The following is a 16,344-nucleotide window of genomic DNA, read 5'->3' on the forward strand; positions in this document are numbered from 1 at the left end:
TCTCCCTAGCAGAACAGTGCGAGCAGGCCGAACATCGCGACGTAGAGGCTGAGCTCGGCCAGCGAGGGGTTGCTGAACAATCTTGCGAATCCGACGAAACGCAGCAGCGGGCGGAGCAGCAGGAACGCAAGCAGCGCGATTGCTGCGTAGGAGACGATGGGGGCGATCAGCACGCCACCGACCACGAGCTCCCGGTAGGTGTGCGTCATGGCCGTTCGCCCTGGTTTGGAGACTGTGACGGTGCGAATGCGCCGCTCGCTGGAATCAGCATGGCGATGGCCGAATTGGCGGACAGGTTGCTGCGCGCTGCCGCCTGACGCAGCGCCTCGGCAGCCGCGAGGATTGCGCTGGTGTTCCGGCGGGCGAGGGCGTCTTGCGCGTCCTGGGCCGCTCCGGCGAGCGGGCCCTGTCGCAGCCTGTCCAGTTCGGCGCGGCAGCGCCGCAACGCTTCAGCTTGGTCGAAGCCGCGCATCGCTTTGGCCGTGATCTGACCATCGAGAGGCAAGGCGCCGTTTGCGGTTACGATCTGCTCGATCCGCGCCGCGTCGCGAAACGCGGCTTCCTCCGGCGCGAGGTCTCGCGCGCGTCCGCTGTCGAGGTCCCTCAGCTCGCGATGAGTCTCTCCCAGCAGCAGCCGAACTCGCCGATCGCCCGACAGCGGGGGCAGCAGCGACTGCGCCGCGAAGACGAGCACCGCCGACAGGCAGGCAAAGAGGCTCGTCTCCAGAAACACCCCGGGGGCGTAGCTCTGCGGGTTGGTCGGTGCGAGAACGGCGATCGTGAACACCAGGACGAGCCGACCGAGGGACGACAGTATTGGGTTCGGCAATGAGATCAGCAGTGCGAGGCCGATGACGACAGGCGCAAGGCCCATCGCCAGCAGCTGAAATTCGGACACGCCGTTGAAGACGAGGTATTTCAGAACGCCTGCCAGCACGCAGGCGATCGGTATCGCCGTCACCGTCACCAGCGCGAAGATGCGTGGTGCGGGCGTCGTCGAGCCGAGGCCGATGATCGCCGCGACGAGCGAGAGGCAGAGCTCGGTGGCCGGCCAGCCCGTCAGCACGAAGAACAGCGCGATCAGCGTGAAAGAGATCGTGGCCCGTGCGGCGGTTTCCGCCGCAATGCGGCGCGAGCGATAGAGCGGTGCGCGCCATGCACGATAAGGACGCGTCCCCTCACGCAGCGCACCGAGGCTGCCGCGGACCTGTGCGTTCTTTCGGCTGATCTCGCTCTGGAGCCAGGATCGGGACATCGCCATCAGTCCTGCTGAAGCCGTGGAGGCGGCGGGGAGTGCCGCAAGCATGCGGCCGAGCGACAGCGCGCTGACGAGGTCGACCAGCGCGGAGCGCGCGGCTGCGCCCCTCGCTGTGCCGATGCTCGATTCCGTCGCAAGGCTGGCGATCTCCGGACGCAGTGCCGCGATGTCATGCAACAATCTCGCGGCAGCCGGCGCGGAGGCAGGCTCGGCACCTTGCGCGAGGCGCGTGACCCCGCGGTGCAGCGCCTCGATGCGGCCTGCCAGCACCGGATGGTAGTCCGGCGTGGCCAGAATCTCGTTTACGAGCGCCACCGCAAGGACGCCGATGCCAATGCCGGCGCCGCGGGCGACGCCGGCCGGGAACACCTGGAGCGGCGTGTCGATCTGCTGGATATCGACGAGGGCGACGGTGATGCAGCAGAGCGCCGCGGCATAGGCGCGATTGCCGTCCAGCATCCCGGCGGCATAGACGCAGAGCCCGATCCAGATGCCGAGCACGGCGAGCAGGAGACCGTCGGTCTGGGAAAACAGGCCCGCGATTGCGATCGATGCGACAACGCCGATGGCGGTTGCGAACAGCCGGTAGCCGGCCTTCTCCATGCCCTGACCGCGTGTCGGCAGCGCCAGGATGGCGACGGTGAGGGCAGACGACGACGGAGATTCGAGCTCGAGCCAGAAGCTCACATAGAGTGCGAGCATCATCGCCAGCCACATCCGCAGCGCAAAGGCCCAGGAGTTCGCCGGGAAGCCGGCGAAGACCAGCGGGCGCGGCGCGGCAGCACTGGTGGCGGTCACTGGCATCGTGCCTCATCCGTTTCCGGCAGAGCGGGCCGCCCGCCGATGTCGATAAAGTCGAGGCCGAATATGAGGGTTACCGGGCCTGCCGGTATTTCCGGTCTACCAACCCGCTTGCCGGAATGCACGCCTGGCTGGGAACGAGGGGCCGTTGCGCGAGAGGCGTACGGATGGGTTACGGCATCTGGCCTGCCAACGCGTCCTCGAGACAGCGGATGATCTCGTCGCCGCTCGAAGGCTTGCCGAGATAGCAATGCGCGCCAGCGGCCATCACGCGCTGACGTACGGCTTCGCTTGGAAACGCTGTCATGAAGATGATCGGAAAGCGGCGGCCGGAGGCGACCAACTGGGCCTGCAATTCATCGCCGGTGATCACGGGCATCTGAACATCGGCGATCATGCAGGCTGGATCGTCTCCCGCCGCATGCTGCAGGAAGTCGACGCCGGACTCGTAGGCATCGGCCTCGTAGCCAAGCGAGCGAACCAGGCTCGCAAGCGACGTACGAACGCCTTCATCGTCATCCACGATTGCAATCACGGGGGTTTTGGCCATTCGCGCACAATCCTGACCGCGGTGTTCCGCAAGACGAGGAGGATATCTCCCGTTGCGCGGCCGATGGCGCCTTATGCACCCCTGGCATGCCCGCTGAAATTATACTCAGGTTTGGTCCGTAGTCCTGCGGGTTTGGGAGACCCCGAGCGCCTCGGCCTTGCGAACGAGGTCGGCCAGTGACCTAACCCCCATCTTGCGCATGACGTTCCCGCGGTGGATCTTGACGGTAATCTCGCTGAGGCCGATCAGGGCGGCGACCTGCTTGTTCATCAGGCCGGCGGTGACATGGCCCATCACCTCGCGCTCGCGCGCCGTCAGGGTCTCGTACTGGGCCCGGATGTCCTCCTTGGTCGCGGCTTCGGCGCGGTGCTGCGCGTCGCGCTCGAGCGCCGCCGTTACGGCATCGAGCATGTCCTGGTCGCGGAACGGCTTGGAGAGGAAATCGACGGCGCCGGCCTTCATGGCGCGTACCGACATTGGAATGTCGCCATGGCCGGTCATGAAGATGATCGGATAGCTAATGCCCTGCCGGACGAGCTGGCCCTGCAGATCGAGCCCGCTGACGCCCGGAAGGCGGACGTCTAGCACGATGCAGCCGGGGCCGTCGGGCAGTGAGCTGCCGAGTAGTTCGGCCGGCGAGCCGAACAGCCGCGTCGCGAGGCCGACCGATCGGAACAGGCTGTCGAGTGAGGCGCGGATGCCTGCATCGTCATCGACAATGATGACGATCGAGGGGGGCGCCGGCGGGTGGGCCTGGTTTGGTCGTGTCATGGCAAGGCGTGTTCTTGGCTATATGGCAGTGTCAGGCGGAATGTCGCTCCCGAACCCGGAGTGCTCGCCACCGACAATCGGCCGCCGTGAGCTTCCACCGTGGTTCGGCTGATCGCAAGCCCTATGCCCATTCCGCCATCCTTCGTGGTGAAGAACGGATCGAACAGGCGCGGCAGGTCGTCAGGGTGGATGCCCGGGCCACTGTCCTGCACCGTGATTCCAAGCGTTTCGCTGTTCGCGGTACCGACGCGCAGCGTGATGGTGCGGGAACCGGGCTGGCCCGACATGGCCTGCCCGGCATTGATCAGAAGATTGACCAGGACCTGTTGCAGCTGAATCCGGTCGCCGCGAATAGGCGGCAGGTCGGGCTCCATCTCGAGGACGAAGGAGACATCGTGCTTGGCGAGCTCGCGCGCAACCAGCGCAGTTGCCTCCTCGACGATCTCGCCGATGTGCAGCAGGTCCTGCTGGGCAGGGGCCTTCTTCAGGAAGGTCCGGATGCGGGTCACGATCTCGCTGGCGCGGCGGCCCTGAGCAACGACATGGCCGATCGTCGTCGCAACCTCCTTCAGATCGGGGACGTCGCGCCGCAGCCAGCGCAGGCCGGCTTCGCCGCTGGTGACGATCGCCGCCAGCGGCTGGGTCACCTCGTGCGCAATGGAGGCGCTGAGCTCGCCGAGGGTGGCAACGCGCGCAGCATGGGCGAGGTCGGCCTGCGCTGCGAGCAGCGCGTCCTGCGCCTGCTTGCGCTCGGTGATGTCGACGACGAACACGAGCACGTCGTGATCTTCGCCGGATTGAGGCGAAAAGGTGATCGTGAACAGCACGGGGACCTTGCGTCCGTCGAGCCGCACCAGCTCGGTCTCTCCTTCGTGGAACGGCTCTCCCTGCGCGAACGCGACCAGGGCGTCGAGGAAACTGCGGTCGTTCTCGCCCAGCAGCTTGTCCGCCTTCTCGACGAAGGCCGCAGAGCTGCCTGCTCCCGCCATCTTCTGCAGGGCGGGATTGACGGCGACGATTCTGGCGAGCCCGCGGGCATGCCGGACGAAATCGGGATGTCGCGCCAGATAATCCCGTAGATCCGCCCCGCGCGTCGGTAGCGAATCCAGCGCCGCCCGCAATCCGCTCCAGTCCTCCTCGACGACGCCGATCCGAGTTGCGTCGAACATCCGGCGGTATCGCTGCTCGCTCTGCACCAGTGCGCTGTGAGCCGCCACGCGGTCCGTGACGTCCGTGTGCGTTTCGAGCACCGCCACGGGCTTGCCGAGATGGTCGTGCTGCAGGGCCCATCGGGCATCGACGGTGAGGATCGCGCCGGCCTTCGTGCGCTGCTCGACCCTGCCTTCCCATCGCCCGGTTTCGAGCAGGCCGGTCTCGATGACTTCCCGCCGGTTGGAATAGCTAGTCCGCAGCAGCCTGTCGGCGGATTGGCCGAGCGCCTCGTCGGCGGACCAGCCGTAGGTCTGTTCCGCAGTCTTGTTCCAGAAGGTGATCACACCGCTGCGATCCCTGACGAAAATCATGTCATGCGAGAGATTGAGCAGTCGCGCCTGGGCTGCGAGGCGCGTCGTCGCCGCGTGATTCTGCAGCACCAGCAGGGTCGTGATCCCGATGGCCGCGAGGCTCACCAGCGCGCGAAGGGCAGGCGAGGCGATCGTCTGCAGACCGTGCGACACGAGATAGGCGCTTATGGTCAGGACGATGCAGCCGGCTGCGGCGATGACGATGTCGTTGCGCCGGTTCGTCCTCGCCACCAGCAGGATCGCAACCACGTAGAGGACGGCGACCGCGCCCTCGAGCGGCGTCAGCACGTCGACCATGAACACCGCAAGGGCAAGGGCGGCAGACCAGAACCGCAAGCCGGCGCGGCTCATGGCTGAACCCGTGGACCGATCAAGGTTCGTCATCGTCACAGGCTGTGCTCTTCTCATTGCAGCCGCGTTGATGCCTCGATTTCATCGCGTCCACAATATCCGGCCAGGTGATTTTCGTGCTCTCATGGAAGACCTCGTGGGAAGTTGAAGCGGCGCGGGGATCGACAGCAAGCTTCCCGGCAGAACGAGGCTCTTCGGTGATCTCGCCGATCGCGGGCGCGTCAAACTACCGCAGGGGCGCCCGGCCACCGGGTTCGGTCACCGGTGGCTACGGATGAGGCGTTCCGCTCGCGCTCTCGCCCGGTGACTGTGCTGCGATCATACCTAGGTATGACGCGGTTAACCCGAGACCTTATCCACGCACCCGCGCGTAGAATGGAGCGCGCCGACCGCCGAACTACTCTGCTCCCATCGCATCCGGACAGCCTGCCAGGCCTTGCCGGTGCGAATTGGGACAAGGAGTTTCGACGATGTCGCTGCAGATGTCATACCCGCAAGCCGCCAAGGATCATGTCGCCGCCGCAATGGACGTCTCGTCGATCGACGGCCCGCAATTGCGGCCATCGAAACGTTCGCCGCGCCCCGGCGAGGAGGCAATGACGTTGTCCCTCGTGCATTTGGATGTCGCCCTGGCCATCGAGCCGCCCGCGACGGAGGTGCGAGGATCGGCTGACGGCGGGCAGAGCTTCAAGGTCTCCGCGAAATGTCTTGCGCGCGTGTCCGCCGGGTCGGATCGGGAGACGGATGTCGAGGAGGTCACGGACCAGGTGATGCGGCGCCTCTCGGATGCCCTCGCGGCTACCAAAGCCATGCATAATCCCCATTCCGCCATCCTTGTCGACGCGTTGCGTCTGGCCATGTTGACCCGCAAGGCCAGCCGGCGGACGGTGATCAGTCGAGGCCACTCCGAGTCGGCCGAGGGCGACCGCGAAGGGCAAGCCTGTCGGACAGTGCGCTCACTGCAGAAATGGCGCCTGAAGCGCGTCATGCAGTATATCGACGACAATCTGGACGCTAAGATCACCTTGCAGCATCTGGCCGCCGTGGCCGGTCTGAGCCGGATGCATTTTGCCGCGCAGTTCCGGGCGGCCGTCGGCATGCGGCCGCACGTTTATTTGCTGAAGCGGCGGATCGAGCGAGCCCAGGAGTTGCTGCAGCGGGCCGATGTCTCGCTCGTTGACATCGCCTTGACCGTGGGGTTCCAGACGCAGGCTCATTTCACGACGGTGTTCAAACGCTTCGCCGGCGATACGCCATATCAATGGAGAAGCGCTCGTCGCGCGCAGTTTCTGCCGATGCCAAGCATCGAGGCGAGGCCGTCATGAGCAGCGTCGGCGTTCAAGCCCTGTTGCTTTCGCTGCTCGGCATTCACTCGGCGCTAACGCACCACGAGATCATGGGATTGCTGGCGATCGCTCGCGGTCTCGGCGCCTCCTATCGTTTCGCATCCTCGGACCCTGGAGCAGGCGCCTTCTACGGCCGCATCACTCTCAGCTTCTGCAGGCTCGTCGCTGCCGGCGTCACTCGCTATGCCTCGATGGAGTCGATCGACCACCGAGTGGACGCACGCCCTTGATCGGTGACGTGGCGCCTGCCATTGTCCACTCGTCCAGCGATGCATACGGATGCGTCGTTTGGCCCGATGCGAAACAGGCAGGCTTTCGAGATGAGCGGCGTCAACAAGCCCGGCGGCAACTACCTGCCGGTCATCATCCATGGTGGAATTGCGTATGTCAGCGGTCAGCTGCCCCGTCGCGGCGAGGAGCTGCTGTATGCTGGAAAGGTCGGCGCTGGCGTCGATATCGCGGCCGCGCAGGAGGCTGCCGCCCTGTGCGCCGATCTCTGCATCTCCGCCATCAACCACGCAACGGGCGGAGAGGACAGGATCGTCCAGGTCCTGCAGGTCGTGGGATATGTCGCGTCAGCGCCTGGATTTACCCAGCAGTCGCAAGTCATGAACGGGGCCTCCGACCGGCTGATCGAACGCCTCGGCGATCGCGGTCGTCACACGCGGACGTCCGTCGGTGTCGCCGAGTTGCCGCGAGGGGCGCCGGTCGAGTTGAACATGATTGCCGCCGTCCGGTCGTAGCAGGCGCCTATGTGACGAGATATTTGGCGACCGCCGCCTCGTCCCACGCAATCCCATTCCCCGGCTCCTCGCTCGGCAGCGCAAAGCCGTCCTTGATCGTCAGCCGCTTTGCCAGCACCGCGTCGGCCCAGTCGACATATTCCAGCCAGTGCGCGGTCGGCGTGACGCAGAGCAGGTGCGCGCTGACCTCCGAGAACAGGTGCGAGGACATCTCGATGCCGGCGGCGTGGGCGAGCGCGGCGGCGCCCAGCCAGCCGGTGACGCCGCCGATCCGCTGTGCGTCCGGCATCACGTAGTCGCAAGCTTCCGCCGAGAGTGCCGCCTGCATCGAAAAGGCGTTGTCAAAGTTCTCGCCGATCTGGACCGGCGTGCGCAGCGCGTCGGCAATGCGGGCGCAGCCGGCATAGTCGTCGTGACGGATCGGCTCCTCGATCCAGCTCAGGCCCTCGTCGTCGAGCATCTCGCCCCGGCAGATGGCCTCGGTGACCGTCAGCGCCTGATTGTAGTCGCACATCAGCGTCACCTCGTCGCCGACGGCCTTGCGCACCGCGCGGACGACGGCGAGATCCTCCCGTGCATCGGGGCGGCCGACGCGGATCTTGGCGGCCTGAAATCCCTGGGCCAACAACTTGTGCGCCTCCTCTACGGCGGCCCCCGCCGGCATGATGCCGAGCCCTTTCGAGTTGTACGCCCTGACCGGCTTCGGTGCGCCGCCCAGCAGCCGCGCCAGCGGCAGGCCCTTGCTGCGCGCCAGAGCGTCCCAAGCCGCCATGTCGATGCCGGATTGTGCCAGCCGCTGCAGGCCCGCGAGGCCCAGCAGCGTGAAGCGCTGGCTCAGCTTGCGCTCGATCTCGAACGGCAGCAGCTCGTCGCCGGCGACGAGATCTGACATTTCCGTGACCATCGCCGTCAGCGGCTTCAGGGCCGCTGGCGTGATCGAGAACAGGTAGGCATGCCCCCGCGCGCCCTGGTCGGTCTCGCAGTCGATCAGCACCAGCGGCGCCCGGGCGACCGCTCCGGTCGAAGTCTGGAGCGGCAGGGTCATCGGCACGATCACGGGCCGCGCGTTGAAGCGCCTGATGCGGATGGTCTCGGTCATTTGGAGGATCTCCCGGCGGCGTGAATGGCACTCGATGTCGATTTTAAACATTCGTCATGAAACGAAAAGGTGCTTGCTGCGACCACCATAAAATGGGGTTGCGCGAAGCCGCTTTTGTTGGCTCTGTGCCGCGGCATGCCTTGTCGCCAATCCCGAAGATTTGCGATAAGATTGCACACAACGGAGCCACAGAGTGAAACAAGAGATCTCCGAAGAGCAGCGCAAGAACGGCATCCTCACGGGCGCCGCGATCGCCTTCCTCCTGCTTGCTCTGCCGCTTGCGGTGTGGTTGGACCTGACCGAGCTGAGCAAGACGGCGTTGCGCCGGCAGGCGGCCGATCTCAACTCGGTCATCACCAGCGTGCGCAGCTATTACGCGTCCAACGTGGTCGGGCGCGTGCTGGCCAATCCGAACGGCACGACCAGGGTGGTTCACAACTACGAATCCGTCCCCGGCGCCATCCCGATCCCTGCGACGCTGTCGCTGGAGCTCGGGCGGGTGATCGGCGCACAGCAGGAGAACATCACCTACCGCTTCGTCTCGGACTTCCCGTTCCAGAATCGCGCCCCACACCAGCTCGACAAGTTCGAAAAGGACGCACTCGATACGCTCCGCAAGGATCCCGAGCAGAAGATCGTCGAGACCGAGACCTCGCTGTTCAACGATAAGGTCCGCCTGGTCGCGCCCGTCACCATGGGCCCGGCCTGCGTGAGCTGCCACAACAGCCACCCCGAGAGCCCGAAGAAGGACTGGAAGGTCGGCGATGTCAGGGGCATCCAGGAGGTGATCATCGCCCAGCCGATCGCCGCCAACATCTTCTCGTTCAAGTTCCTGCTGGCCTATTTCCTGATCGCAGCCGGCAGCGGTCTGTCGTTCCTGTCGCTGCAGCGCCGCCAGGCCGGCCGCATCAAGACCATGAACAAGGAGCTCGAATCCGCCAACGACTTCCTGGCCTCGCTGTCGATGAAGATCTCGCGCTACATCCCGCCGCAGGTCTACAAGAGCATCTTCTCGGGCCAGAAGGACGTCACCATCCACACCGAGCGCAAGAAGCTCACCATCTTCTTCTCCGACATCCAGAACTTCACGGCCACCGCCGAACGGCTGCAGCCGGAGCAACTGACCCAGCTCCTCAACGAATATTTCACGGAGATGTCGGCGATCGCCCATGAATATGGCGGCACCATCGACAAGTTCATCGGCGACGCCATGCTGATCTTCTTCGGCGATCCCGAGACCAGGGGCGACCGCGCCGACGCGCAGGCCTGCCTGCAGATGGCCTGGCGCATGCAGCAGCGCCTTGCCGAGCTCAACGCGAAATGGCGGGCGGCCGGCATCGAGCAGCCGTTCCGCTCGCGCATGGGCATCAATTCCGGCTACTGCAATGTCGGCAATTTCGGCAGCACCGACCGTATGGACTACACCATCATCGGTGCCGAAGCGAACCTCGCCGCGCGCCTGCAGTCGATCGCCGAGCCCGGCGGCATCGTGCTGAGCTACGAGACCTTCGCGCTTGTCAGCGACATCGTCCGCGCCCACGCGCTGCCTGCGATCACCATGAAGGGCATCAGCCGCGAGGTCATTCCCTATTCGGTCGATGCGCTGAACGACGCGGCGGCGGAGAAAAGCGGTATCATCACCGAGCGCGCGCCGGGGCTGGAGCTTTACCTCGACCCCGCTGTGGTGAAATCCGGCGATACCGCTCGCGTACGTTCGCTGCTGGAGAACGCGCTCGCCTCGCTCAAGCCGGCGTGAGGCGGCTTCCTTACCCTCCAGGGGAGGATAAGAGTCCAACTGTTACCGTGCTGCCCCTTCCGTGAACGCCGTCTCGATCACATCACCAAAGGGCTGCCAGGAGCGGCCGTCGAATTGGACGAGCCGCATCTGCCTGATCGGCAGATAGTTGCTCGGCGAGGTGTTCATCCTGATGTCGGGCAGCGCGACGGAGGGGTTGTAGCCTCTGAGCGAAGCCGCCTGTCGCATGATGTTGTCGCGTGACAGGTCATCGCCGCATTGCTTCAGCACCTGCGTCAACGCTTCGGCCGCGGCGTAGCCGTAGACCGCGGCGCTGTTGTTGGTGCTTTCGACCTGATGGTACTTGTCCATGAAGGCGAACCATTCCTTCATGGCGGGATCGTCCTTCCAGGCGGGGGCGCTCGGATCCTTCAGGAAGGTTGCCGCGATCACGCCGGCCGAATTCTCGAGGCCCGCAGGCGCCATCGCATTGGCGATCGAGGCGGAGGCATCGTTGACGATGAACACCGGGCGCCAGTTGAGCGAAGCCGCCAGCTTGATCACCTTGGATGCCGTCGACGGCACGCCGAGAAAGACGAAGATATCCGCGCCGGCGCGCTTGAGGATCGAGACGTGCCCGTCGAGGTGCTCATCGCCAATGTCGAAGGCGATGTCGACCAGGACATGACGATTGAGATCGCCGAGGCCGTCCTGGATTCCCTTGTAGAGCATGCGTCCGAACTGGTCGTTCTGCCAGAGCACGACGATCTTCTTCCTGGGGTAATAGGCCTGGATGTAGTTGGCGTAGATGCGCCCCTCCGACCGGATCGACGGCTGCCAGCCCATGGTCCAGGGGAACGCCTTGGCCTGGCTCAGCTCCTCGTCGCCGGAAGCGACGAAAAGCTGCGGGATCTTCTTCTCGTTCAGATACCAGCGCGTGGCGAGGTTGCCGGGCGTGCCGAACGAGCCGAACATCAGGTGCACCCCGTCCTTCTCGACCAGATTGCGCGTCAGCTCGAGCGCGGTCGACGGATCGGAATTGTCGTCGCGGGTGATGAAGCGGATCTTGCGGCCGTTGATGCCGCCGCGCGCGTTGATCATGTCGAAATAAGCGGCTTCCGCCTGACCGATCGCGCCGAATTCGGAAAGCGCGCCCGAATACGGCATGACATTGCCGATGCGGACGTCCTCGTCGCTCGCCGGCTGCTCGGCGCGTTGCTGCGACATCGCCCCCAGCGAGGCGAAAGCGACGATCAGAACGAACAGCACTCTTCCGGTGACGCGCATGCTCGACACCTTGTCGTTGGCCCCCAACGAGGTCGGCTCAGTTCGCACCAAGGCGAGTTGATATAAGTCAAGCGTTTGGCAATCGTGTGGCTTGGTGCGGCGTCTTCACACGAGCGCATGGGGGCGAATGAAACGGCAGGCGTGTTGACGGGTCGTTACGCGCGCGTAGCGCTCTCTGATGGAGAGAATCCCTCCGTGGTACCCCTCTCCCTAACCTTCGTCCTCGTTGGTCCCTTGCGGAGAGAGGGCGGGAGAGAAAGTAGCCCAGCAAATGGCGTATGTGAGTCGGCGATAAGGAGCCGCGCTGACTTACGGTAGCCCCCGCGCCTCGAGCTGCTTCACCAGCAGCAGCGTCGGCTCGGCGAGACTGTCGCCCGAGCCGTCGAGACCGAAGGCATTTGCGATGCCGTCCCGGCTGCGGAGCAGCGCGCTGCGCGGGCAATGACCGGCGCCGCAGAGCGTCTTCTTCAGGGTTTCGCCCTGCGCAACGATGCCGGCGGAATCATCGGCGGCCCAGGCCAGCACGATCGGCACGTCGACATTGAGGATGCCGGGGAACACCGACCGGTTGTCGTATTGCGTGGCATCGCCACCGAGATAGGCCTTCTCGCTGTCGTTCGCGTCCTTGCCGGCGCGGTAGATGCCGGAGATTAGCACGACGGCGGCGACATCGGCGCGGTCGGTCTGAAGCTCGGGATGCGCCAGCAGGGTCGCGACATGGAAGGCGCCGGCGCCGTAGCCGACCGCAACGATCTCTCGGGCATCGCCGTTGAACAGGTCGATATTGCCGTGAACCCAGGACAGCGCCGCCGCCACGTCGGCCGCCCCGGCTGGCCAGGTCGCCGAGGGCGCCAGGCGATAATTGACTCGCACCCCGATCATGTCGTTGCGCGCGGCAAAGCACATCGCCTGGTCCTGGATCTGGCGCGACAAGTCCGGCGCGGCGCGGTCGCCGGTGAACGTGTCGCCGGTCACGAACAGCAGCACCGGCCGCGGCGTGTCCGCCTTGGTGGCGCTGGTGGCGACATCCAGCACGTTGGCTTCGCTCTCGCCGTAGCGCAGGCCGCGCGAGAAGGTGACCTGCTCGCACAGCCGCGCGGTGCCGCCGGCGGTGGTGTCGGAGTCGGTGAGGCCTGCCAGGACGAGATCGGGAGACCCCGTCAGCCGCACCGGCAAGCCGACATGTGCGGATGCCGCCGTCATGGTCAAAAGCAGGAAAAATACGAGATGGTTCTTCATCATGGTGCCGGCCTTGCGCCCCTCATTTTGGTTCGCGGGTTTGGCCTGTCTTTTCAAATCGCCTTATTCGTTGGCCTTGAGGCGATTTCACGGCACCGTTGGCTCGGCGAGGCCGACGCGATTGGATCCGGGTTGCGGGTTTGCATCCATATCTCCCGGGGCAGGCCTCAGGCGGCCTTCTTGCGCTTGGTTGCCTTTTTCGCCGTCTTCTTGGCCACCTTCTTCTTCGCGGCCTTCTGGGCGGCGAGATAGGCTTCGACTTTCTTGGAGGAATGGCCGGCCACCCCGACCACCAGCCTCAGCTTCGCCGGAGTGATCTTGAACTTCTTCGACCAGTAGCGGACCTCGTAGGGTTCGCTCAGCGCAATCCGGCTCTTGTCGGAAGCTCGGTGCTTCTGGAGCTTGATATACGCCTCGACCTTCTTGGCGGAATGGCCGACCTTCTTGACGGCGTATTTCAGCTTGGCCGGGGTCACCTTGAACTTCTTCGACCAGTAGGCGACTTCGTATTTCTCGCTGATGGCGATCAGGGCGCGATCAGCCCCGCCCCGCTTTGCCGTGTTGTCGGCCATGCGTCCCTCCTGCCGTGGAATGTGTCCGCCAGTCTAGCATGCAACGGGATTTGCAAGGCAAGCTGCAAGCCGGAAGGGCATTGCGCGACGCGACGGTTTTGCACCGACGTATCAAACCGCTAAGCGGCGTCACCGCGCATCCGGCGGAGCGGGCGCTCTACTTTGCATGGGGTTGTTTTCGCGTTTTTGCTTCCGCCGGCCGCGCTAAGTCCACTTCAGGGTCCGGAACGTGATGGAGTAACGGCGTGCCTCGACCGGCGGGATGCTGTGCTCCCACAGTGCGCGCGCCTCGCCCTGCATCATATAGAGCGAGCGCGGCTGCGCCTCGAGCGTATAGCGTTGCCATTTGTCGCCGCTGCGGCGGCGAAAGCGGAATTTGCAGGCCGAGCCGAGCGACAGGCCGAGGATCTCGGCGAAATGCGGCTTGTCACGGTGCCAGCCGATGCCGACGCCGATGTCATAGTCGGTGCAGAGCCCCTGCCGGACGCTGCCCTCCGGCAGCCCCGCCCAGGCCTCGACCTGACGCGCGACCGGCAGCAGCCAGTCCGGGATCGGCTCCGCCTCGCTCAGCCGCTGCAGCGCGTAGTCATAGCGATACCCGAAGGACGCTACCCGGCGGTTGCCCTCGAACGCCCCGAACTGGAAGCGCTGCAGCGGCAATGCTGCGATGCGGCCGATCAGCGCCTGCTCGGCGGCGGCATCGATAAAATTGTCCCAGTAGCGAAGGCCGGCCGGCCCTGCGTCCGGTTCGGCGAACAAGCCAAGCTGCGTCATTCCTCGCATTTCCGTGATGGAACCTAAAGACGGCTGATGCGACTTACATAAGACGCGGGAAGTAACGTGCGAGGCTGTCATGGCACAGAAGCATACCGCCGATCCGGCAGAGATCATGCGGGCGACCGGTCATCCTGAGCTGGAATATGCCGCCGGCTGGACCATCGCCGGTCTGGTCACGATCGGCGCCATCGTCGCCGCCTGGGTCTTCGCCATCTAGGCGTGATCCGGAAAAGTGTGAAGCGGTTTTCCGAATAGATCATGCCAAATAAACTGTGGGGCGATGACCTCATCGCGCCTCAGGCGACAGGGAACTGGAGTTCGAAGGCGGCGCCGTCTTCAGTCGGTTTGAGCCTGATCGAGCCGCCATGGCTCGCCATCACCGCGCGCGCGATCGCAAGCCCCATCCCGGTCCCGCCCTGGTCGCGGCGGGTGGTGAAGAACGCATCGAAAATCCTGTCGCGGTTCGGCGCCGAGATCGCTTCGCCGTCGTTGCTGACCGTCAGAAGCAGGGTGGTCCGCTCGTCCACCGCCTCCAGCCGGATTGACCTCGCCTTGTGCCGCACTGCGTTGTCGGCGAGATGCGACAGCACGATCAGCGCCTTTTCGCCGGACATGCCGATGGGGCGGTCGAGGCTGCCGCTGGCCGAGATATCGCTTGCCGGAAACCGGCTCCGGAGGTCGGCGATCACGGGTGCAAGCTCGGTACGCTCGTTCTGCGGCAGGCTTTCGGCGCGGGCCAGATCGCGCAGTCGCTGCGCCATCGCCTCCAGCCGCTGGGTGTCGGACAGAATGTTGGCGATGAACGTCTTCTGCTCGGCCGGCGTCAGGCCCTCGGCTTTGCCTTGAACCGAATCCTGCAGCAGCTCGGCCGCGCCCTTGATCGAGGTCAGCGGCGATTTCAGCTCGTGGGTGAGATGGGCCGAGAACGTCGCGATATAGTCCGAGCGCCTTGCGAGCTGTTCGGCCATGCCGAGGAAGCTATGCGAGAGCTGGGCGAACTCGCGCGTGCCGTAATGCCGGAGCGGCTGGAACGCCTCGCGGTCGCCGCGGCCGATCCGGGCGGCGCGTTCGATCAGCTCGCGCATCGGCAGGGGGATGGTGCGGGAGAAGACGAGGCTGATCGCGATCGTGCCGAAGATGACGGCGAGCCCCGCCAGCACGAACTTGGCCCGTTCCTGGTAGAGATGATCGAAGATGTTGCTCGGCGTCCGCGTGGTGTAGATCACCCCGGCGACGCGGTTGTTGACGATCACGGGCATCGCCGAGAACACGTGCACGCCGAGGCCTCGGCTGAAGGAATAGATCGGCGGCGGCGGCTTGTCCGGCACGCGGTTGCGCAAGGTCGCCCGGTATTGCCCGTGGAGCGCGTCCGCGACTTCCTCGATATGGGCGAGCGACTGCCCGACTTCCTGAGCGTCATGCCGCTGTCGAGCCGCGCTGAACCCTCCTGTGCGTACTCGCCCCGCTCGCCGAACAGGGCTTCGGCCCCCGCCTCAAGACCACCGCAGACGACGTGCTGGCGCGATTGAAGTCCAGGCGCGCGCCGGCTGCCTGAGCCCACATCTCATCATCATTCGAACTCACAGGAGACCATCATGAACCAGAACGGCCAGCCCCACAGCAGCGCCTGGGTGAGCTTCACATACGCGTCCTTCGCAGCCTCAGCCTTCCTGGTTGCGATCGGCATCTTCTTCCTGCCGATCGACCTCTGGATGAAGGGTTATCTCACCATGGGCATGGTCATGCTGATTCAGACCTGCATCACGCTGACCAAGACCGTACGCGACAATCACGAGAGCAGCCGGCTGGTGAACCGCATCGAGGATGCCAAAGCCGAGCGGCTGCTGATGGAGGTTTCCAAGGCCGCTTGAACGCAGCGCCTCGAGCCAATCCGGGCGACGAGCAAGAGAGCCGCGCAGCAGCGCTGCCGCGGCTCTCGCGTCCGCGACCAGCCGGCCATGACGTTTCGATCGGGCCGGTGATCCGCATCCCGCATTGTGCTTCGACGGCAGGTGCGATATGGCTCTCGCGCTTTTCAGAGGCGGAGACGAGCTTTGTCGAAACAATCGCTGCGTGAGGAGGCCGAGCGCCTGATCCGCGAATCGATGGAAAAGAAGACGATCGTCGTCAAGCAGGGCACGACCCGCATCGAGGCGATCTGCGGCAAGTGTGGCGCGCCGAACCGGGTCCAGGCGGAGAAGGGCCAGAGCCGCGTCAAGTTCGCCTGCAAGAATTGCGGGCACAAGCAGGAGACGTTGTAGGGCGCTCGCGTGAACCTGCCGCACCGCGAAT

The 16,344-nt window shown here is 65.0% G+C and carries 17 protein-coding genes and 2 pseudogenes; 8 read left to right on the top strand and 11 right to left on the bottom strand.

Features of this window, described 5'->3' with window-relative positions:
* Nucleotides 1–5: 5 nt before the first annotated feature.
* The 5 genes from X268_RS02540 to X268_RS02560 all read right to left on the bottom strand — a co-directional run bounded on the left by X268_RS02540 (nt 6) and on the right by X268_RS02560 (nt 5,254).
* Complete coding sequence (locus X268_RS02540; RefSeq protein ID WP_128923473.1) at nt 6–209, bottom strand: DUF1656 domain-containing protein; 204 nt, start codon at nt 207–209, stop codon at nt 6–8.
* Nucleotides 206–2,062, bottom strand: coding sequence for an FUSC family protein (locus X268_RS02545; RefSeq protein ID WP_128923474.1), 1,857 nt, complete (start codon nt 2,060–2,062; stop codon nt 206–208). Before X268_RS02545 ends, X268_RS02540 begins: the two co-directional genes overlap by 4 nt.
* A gap of 169 nt (nt 2,063–2,231) precedes the next feature.
* Entirely contained in the window at nt 2,232–2,609 is a 378-nt protein-coding gene (locus X268_RS02550) for a response regulator transcription factor (RefSeq protein ID WP_128923475.1), read from the bottom strand.
* Nucleotides 2,610–2,714: 105 nt separating this feature from the next.
* A complete protein-coding gene (locus X268_RS02555) occupies nt 2,715–3,380 on the bottom strand; it encodes a response regulator transcription factor (protein ID WP_128923476.1) in 666 nt (221 codons plus the stop codon).
* Nucleotides 3,377–5,254: a PAS domain-containing sensor histidine kinase gene (locus X268_RS02560; RefSeq protein WP_245477757.1), complete on the bottom strand. Its 1,878-nt coding sequence runs from the start codon at nt 5,252–5,254 to the stop codon at nt 3,377–3,379. Before X268_RS02560 ends, X268_RS02555 begins: the two co-directional genes overlap by 4 nt.
* A gap of 470 nt (nt 5,255–5,724) precedes the next feature.
* On the opposite strand from X268_RS02560, the gene X268_RS02565 reads away from it, so the two are divergent.
* The 3 genes from X268_RS02565 to X268_RS02575 all read left to right on the top strand — a co-directional run bounded on the left by X268_RS02565 (nt 5,725) and on the right by X268_RS02575 (nt 7,343).
* Complete coding sequence (locus tag X268_RS02565) at nt 5,725–6,579, top strand: helix-turn-helix domain-containing protein (protein ID WP_128923477.1); 855 nt, start codon at nt 5,725–5,727, stop codon at nt 6,577–6,579.
* Nucleotides 6,576–6,830 carry a hypothetical protein gene (locus X268_RS02570; protein ID WP_128923478.1) on the top strand — a complete coding sequence of 85 codons (255 nt, stop codon included), beginning with the start codon at nt 6,576–6,578 and terminating at the stop codon, nt 6,828–6,830. The genes X268_RS02565 and X268_RS02570 overlap by 4 nt, the downstream gene beginning before the upstream one ends.
* A gap of 90 nt (nt 6,831–6,920) precedes the next feature.
* Nucleotides 6,921–7,343, top strand: a complete 423-nt coding sequence (locus X268_RS02575) for a RidA family protein (protein ID WP_128923479.1) — start codon at nt 6,921–6,923, stop codon at nt 7,341–7,343.
* Between the two features lie 7 nt (nt 7,344–7,350).
* On the opposite strand, the gene X268_RS02580 is transcribed toward X268_RS02575, so the two are convergent.
* Nucleotides 7,351–8,442, bottom strand: coding sequence for an enolase C-terminal domain-like protein (locus tag X268_RS02580; RefSeq protein ID WP_128923480.1), 1,092 nt, complete (start codon nt 8,440–8,442; stop codon nt 7,351–7,353).
* Between the two features lie 193 nt (nt 8,443–8,635).
* On the opposite strand from X268_RS02580, the gene X268_RS02585 reads away from it, so the two are divergent.
* On the top strand, nt 8,636–10,198 hold the full coding sequence (locus X268_RS02585; RefSeq protein ID WP_128923481.1) for an adenylate/guanylate cyclase domain-containing protein: 1,563 nt from the start codon (nt 8,636–8,638) through the stop codon (nt 10,196–10,198).
* Nucleotides 10,199–10,240: 42 nt separating this feature from the next.
* On the opposite strand, the gene X268_RS02590 is transcribed toward X268_RS02585, so the two are convergent.
* From X268_RS02590 to X268_RS02605, 4 genes are all read right to left on the bottom strand, one after another.
* On the bottom strand, nt 10,241–11,464 hold the full coding sequence (locus X268_RS02590; RefSeq protein WP_164937485.1) for an ABC transporter substrate-binding protein: 1,224 nt from the start codon (nt 11,462–11,464) through the stop codon (nt 10,241–10,243).
* A gap of 309 nt (nt 11,465–11,773) precedes the next feature.
* Nucleotides 11,774–12,703, bottom strand: coding sequence for a carboxylesterase family protein (locus X268_RS02595; protein WP_128929121.1), 930 nt, complete (start codon nt 12,701–12,703; stop codon nt 11,774–11,776).
* Nucleotides 12,704–12,870: 167 nt separating this feature from the next.
* Complete coding sequence (locus X268_RS02600; RefSeq protein WP_128923482.1) at nt 12,871–13,275, bottom strand: DUF3606 domain-containing protein; 405 nt, start codon at nt 13,273–13,275, stop codon at nt 12,871–12,873.
* 204 nt (nt 13,276–13,479) lie between these two features.
* Nucleotides 13,480–14,049, bottom strand: coding sequence for an alpha-ketoglutarate-dependent dioxygenase AlkB (locus X268_RS02605; protein ID WP_128923483.1), 570 nt, complete (start codon nt 14,047–14,049; stop codon nt 13,480–13,482).
* 79 nt (nt 14,050–14,128) lie between these two features.
* On the opposite strand from X268_RS02605, the gene X268_RS39170 reads away from it, so the two are divergent.
* Entirely contained in the window at nt 14,129–14,269 is a 141-nt protein-coding gene (locus X268_RS39170) for a hypothetical protein (protein ID WP_164937486.1), read from the top strand.
* Between the two features lie 79 nt (nt 14,270–14,348).
* Here the strand turns inward: X268_RS39170 and X268_RS02610 are convergent.
* Nucleotides 14,349–15,464 (bottom strand): annotated as a pseudogene (locus tag X268_RS02610) (HAMP domain-containing sensor histidine kinase); the annotation flags it as partial.
* 53 nt (nt 15,465–15,517) lie between these two features.
* Between X268_RS02610 and X268_RS39935 the strand changes: the two are divergent.
* From X268_RS39935 to X268_RS02625, 3 genes and pseudogenes are all read left to right on the top strand, one after another.
* A pseudogene (locus tag X268_RS39935) lies at nt 15,518–15,607 on the top strand (PspA/IM30 family protein); the annotation flags it as partial.
* A gap of 40 nt (nt 15,608–15,647) precedes the next feature.
* Complete coding sequence (locus tag X268_RS02620; RefSeq protein WP_128923484.1) at nt 15,648–15,923, top strand: YiaA/YiaB family inner membrane protein; 276 nt, start codon at nt 15,648–15,650, stop codon at nt 15,921–15,923.
* A gap of 183 nt (nt 15,924–16,106) precedes the next feature.
* The gene (locus X268_RS02625; protein ID WP_024337446.1) at nt 16,107–16,313 is read left to right on the top strand and encodes a hypothetical protein; all 207 of its coding nucleotides are present in this window, start codon (nt 16,107–16,109) and stop codon (nt 16,311–16,313) included.
* Nucleotides 16,314–16,344 lie beyond the last annotated feature (31 nt).

The organism is Bradyrhizobium guangxiense, from assembly GCF_004114915.1.
Lineage (GTDB): Bacteria > Pseudomonadota > Alphaproteobacteria > Rhizobiales > Xanthobacteraceae > Bradyrhizobium > Bradyrhizobium guangxiense.

What these genes read in the sequence shown, in the direction of transcription:
- X268_RS02590 (WP_164937485.1), bottom strand. Translation starts at nt 11,464, where the DNA reads ATGCGCGTCACCGGAAGAGTGCTGTTCGTTCTGATCGTCGCTTTCGCC.
- X268_RS02560 (WP_245477757.1), bottom strand. Translation starts at nt 5,254, where the DNA reads ATGAGCCGCGCCGGCTTGCGGTTCTGGTCTGCCGCCCTTGCCCTTGCG.
- X268_RS02620 (WP_128923484.1), top strand. Translation starts at nt 15,648, where the DNA reads ATGAACCAGAACGGCCAGCCCCACAGCAGCGCCTGGGTGAGCTTCACA.
- X268_RS02580 (WP_128923480.1), bottom strand. Translation starts at nt 8,442, where the DNA reads ATGACCGAGACCATCCGCATCAGGCGCTTCAACGCGCGGCCCGTGATC.
- X268_RS02595 (WP_128929121.1), bottom strand. Translation starts at nt 12,703, where the DNA reads ATGAAGAACCATCTCGTATTTTTCCTGCTTTTGACCATGACGGCGGCA.
- X268_RS02550 (WP_128923475.1), bottom strand. Translation starts at nt 2,609, where the DNA reads ATGGCCAAAACCCCCGTGATTGCAATCGTGGATGACGATGAAGGCGTT.
- X268_RS02570 (WP_128923478.1), top strand. Translation starts at nt 6,576, where the DNA reads ATGAGCAGCGTCGGCGTTCAAGCCCTGTTGCTTTCGCTGCTCGGCATT.
- X268_RS02565 (WP_128923477.1), top strand. Translation starts at nt 5,725, where the DNA reads ATGTCGCTGCAGATGTCATACCCGCAAGCCGCCAAGGATCATGTCGCC.
- X268_RS02540 (WP_128923473.1), bottom strand. Translation starts at nt 209, where the DNA reads ATGACGCACACCTACCGGGAGCTCGTGGTCGGTGGCGTGCTGATCGCC.
- X268_RS02575 (WP_128923479.1), top strand. Translation starts at nt 6,921, where the DNA reads ATGAGCGGCGTCAACAAGCCCGGCGGCAACTACCTGCCGGTCATCATC.
- X268_RS02555 (WP_128923476.1), bottom strand. Translation starts at nt 3,380, where the DNA reads ATGACACGACCAAACCAGGCCCACCCGCCGGCGCCCCCCTCGATCGTC.
- X268_RS02600 (WP_128923482.1), bottom strand. Translation starts at nt 13,275, where the DNA reads ATGGCCGACAACACGGCAAAGCGGGGCGGGGCTGATCGCGCCCTGATC.
- X268_RS02545 (WP_128923474.1), bottom strand. Translation starts at nt 2,062, where the DNA reads ATGCCAGTGACCGCCACCAGTGCTGCCGCGCCGCGCCCGCTGGTCTTC.
- X268_RS02605 (WP_128923483.1), bottom strand. Translation starts at nt 14,049, where the DNA reads ATGACGCAGCTTGGCTTGTTCGCCGAACCGGACGCAGGGCCGGCCGGC.
- X268_RS39170 (WP_164937486.1), top strand. Translation starts at nt 14,129, where the DNA reads ATGGCACAGAAGCATACCGCCGATCCGGCAGAGATCATGCGGGCGACC.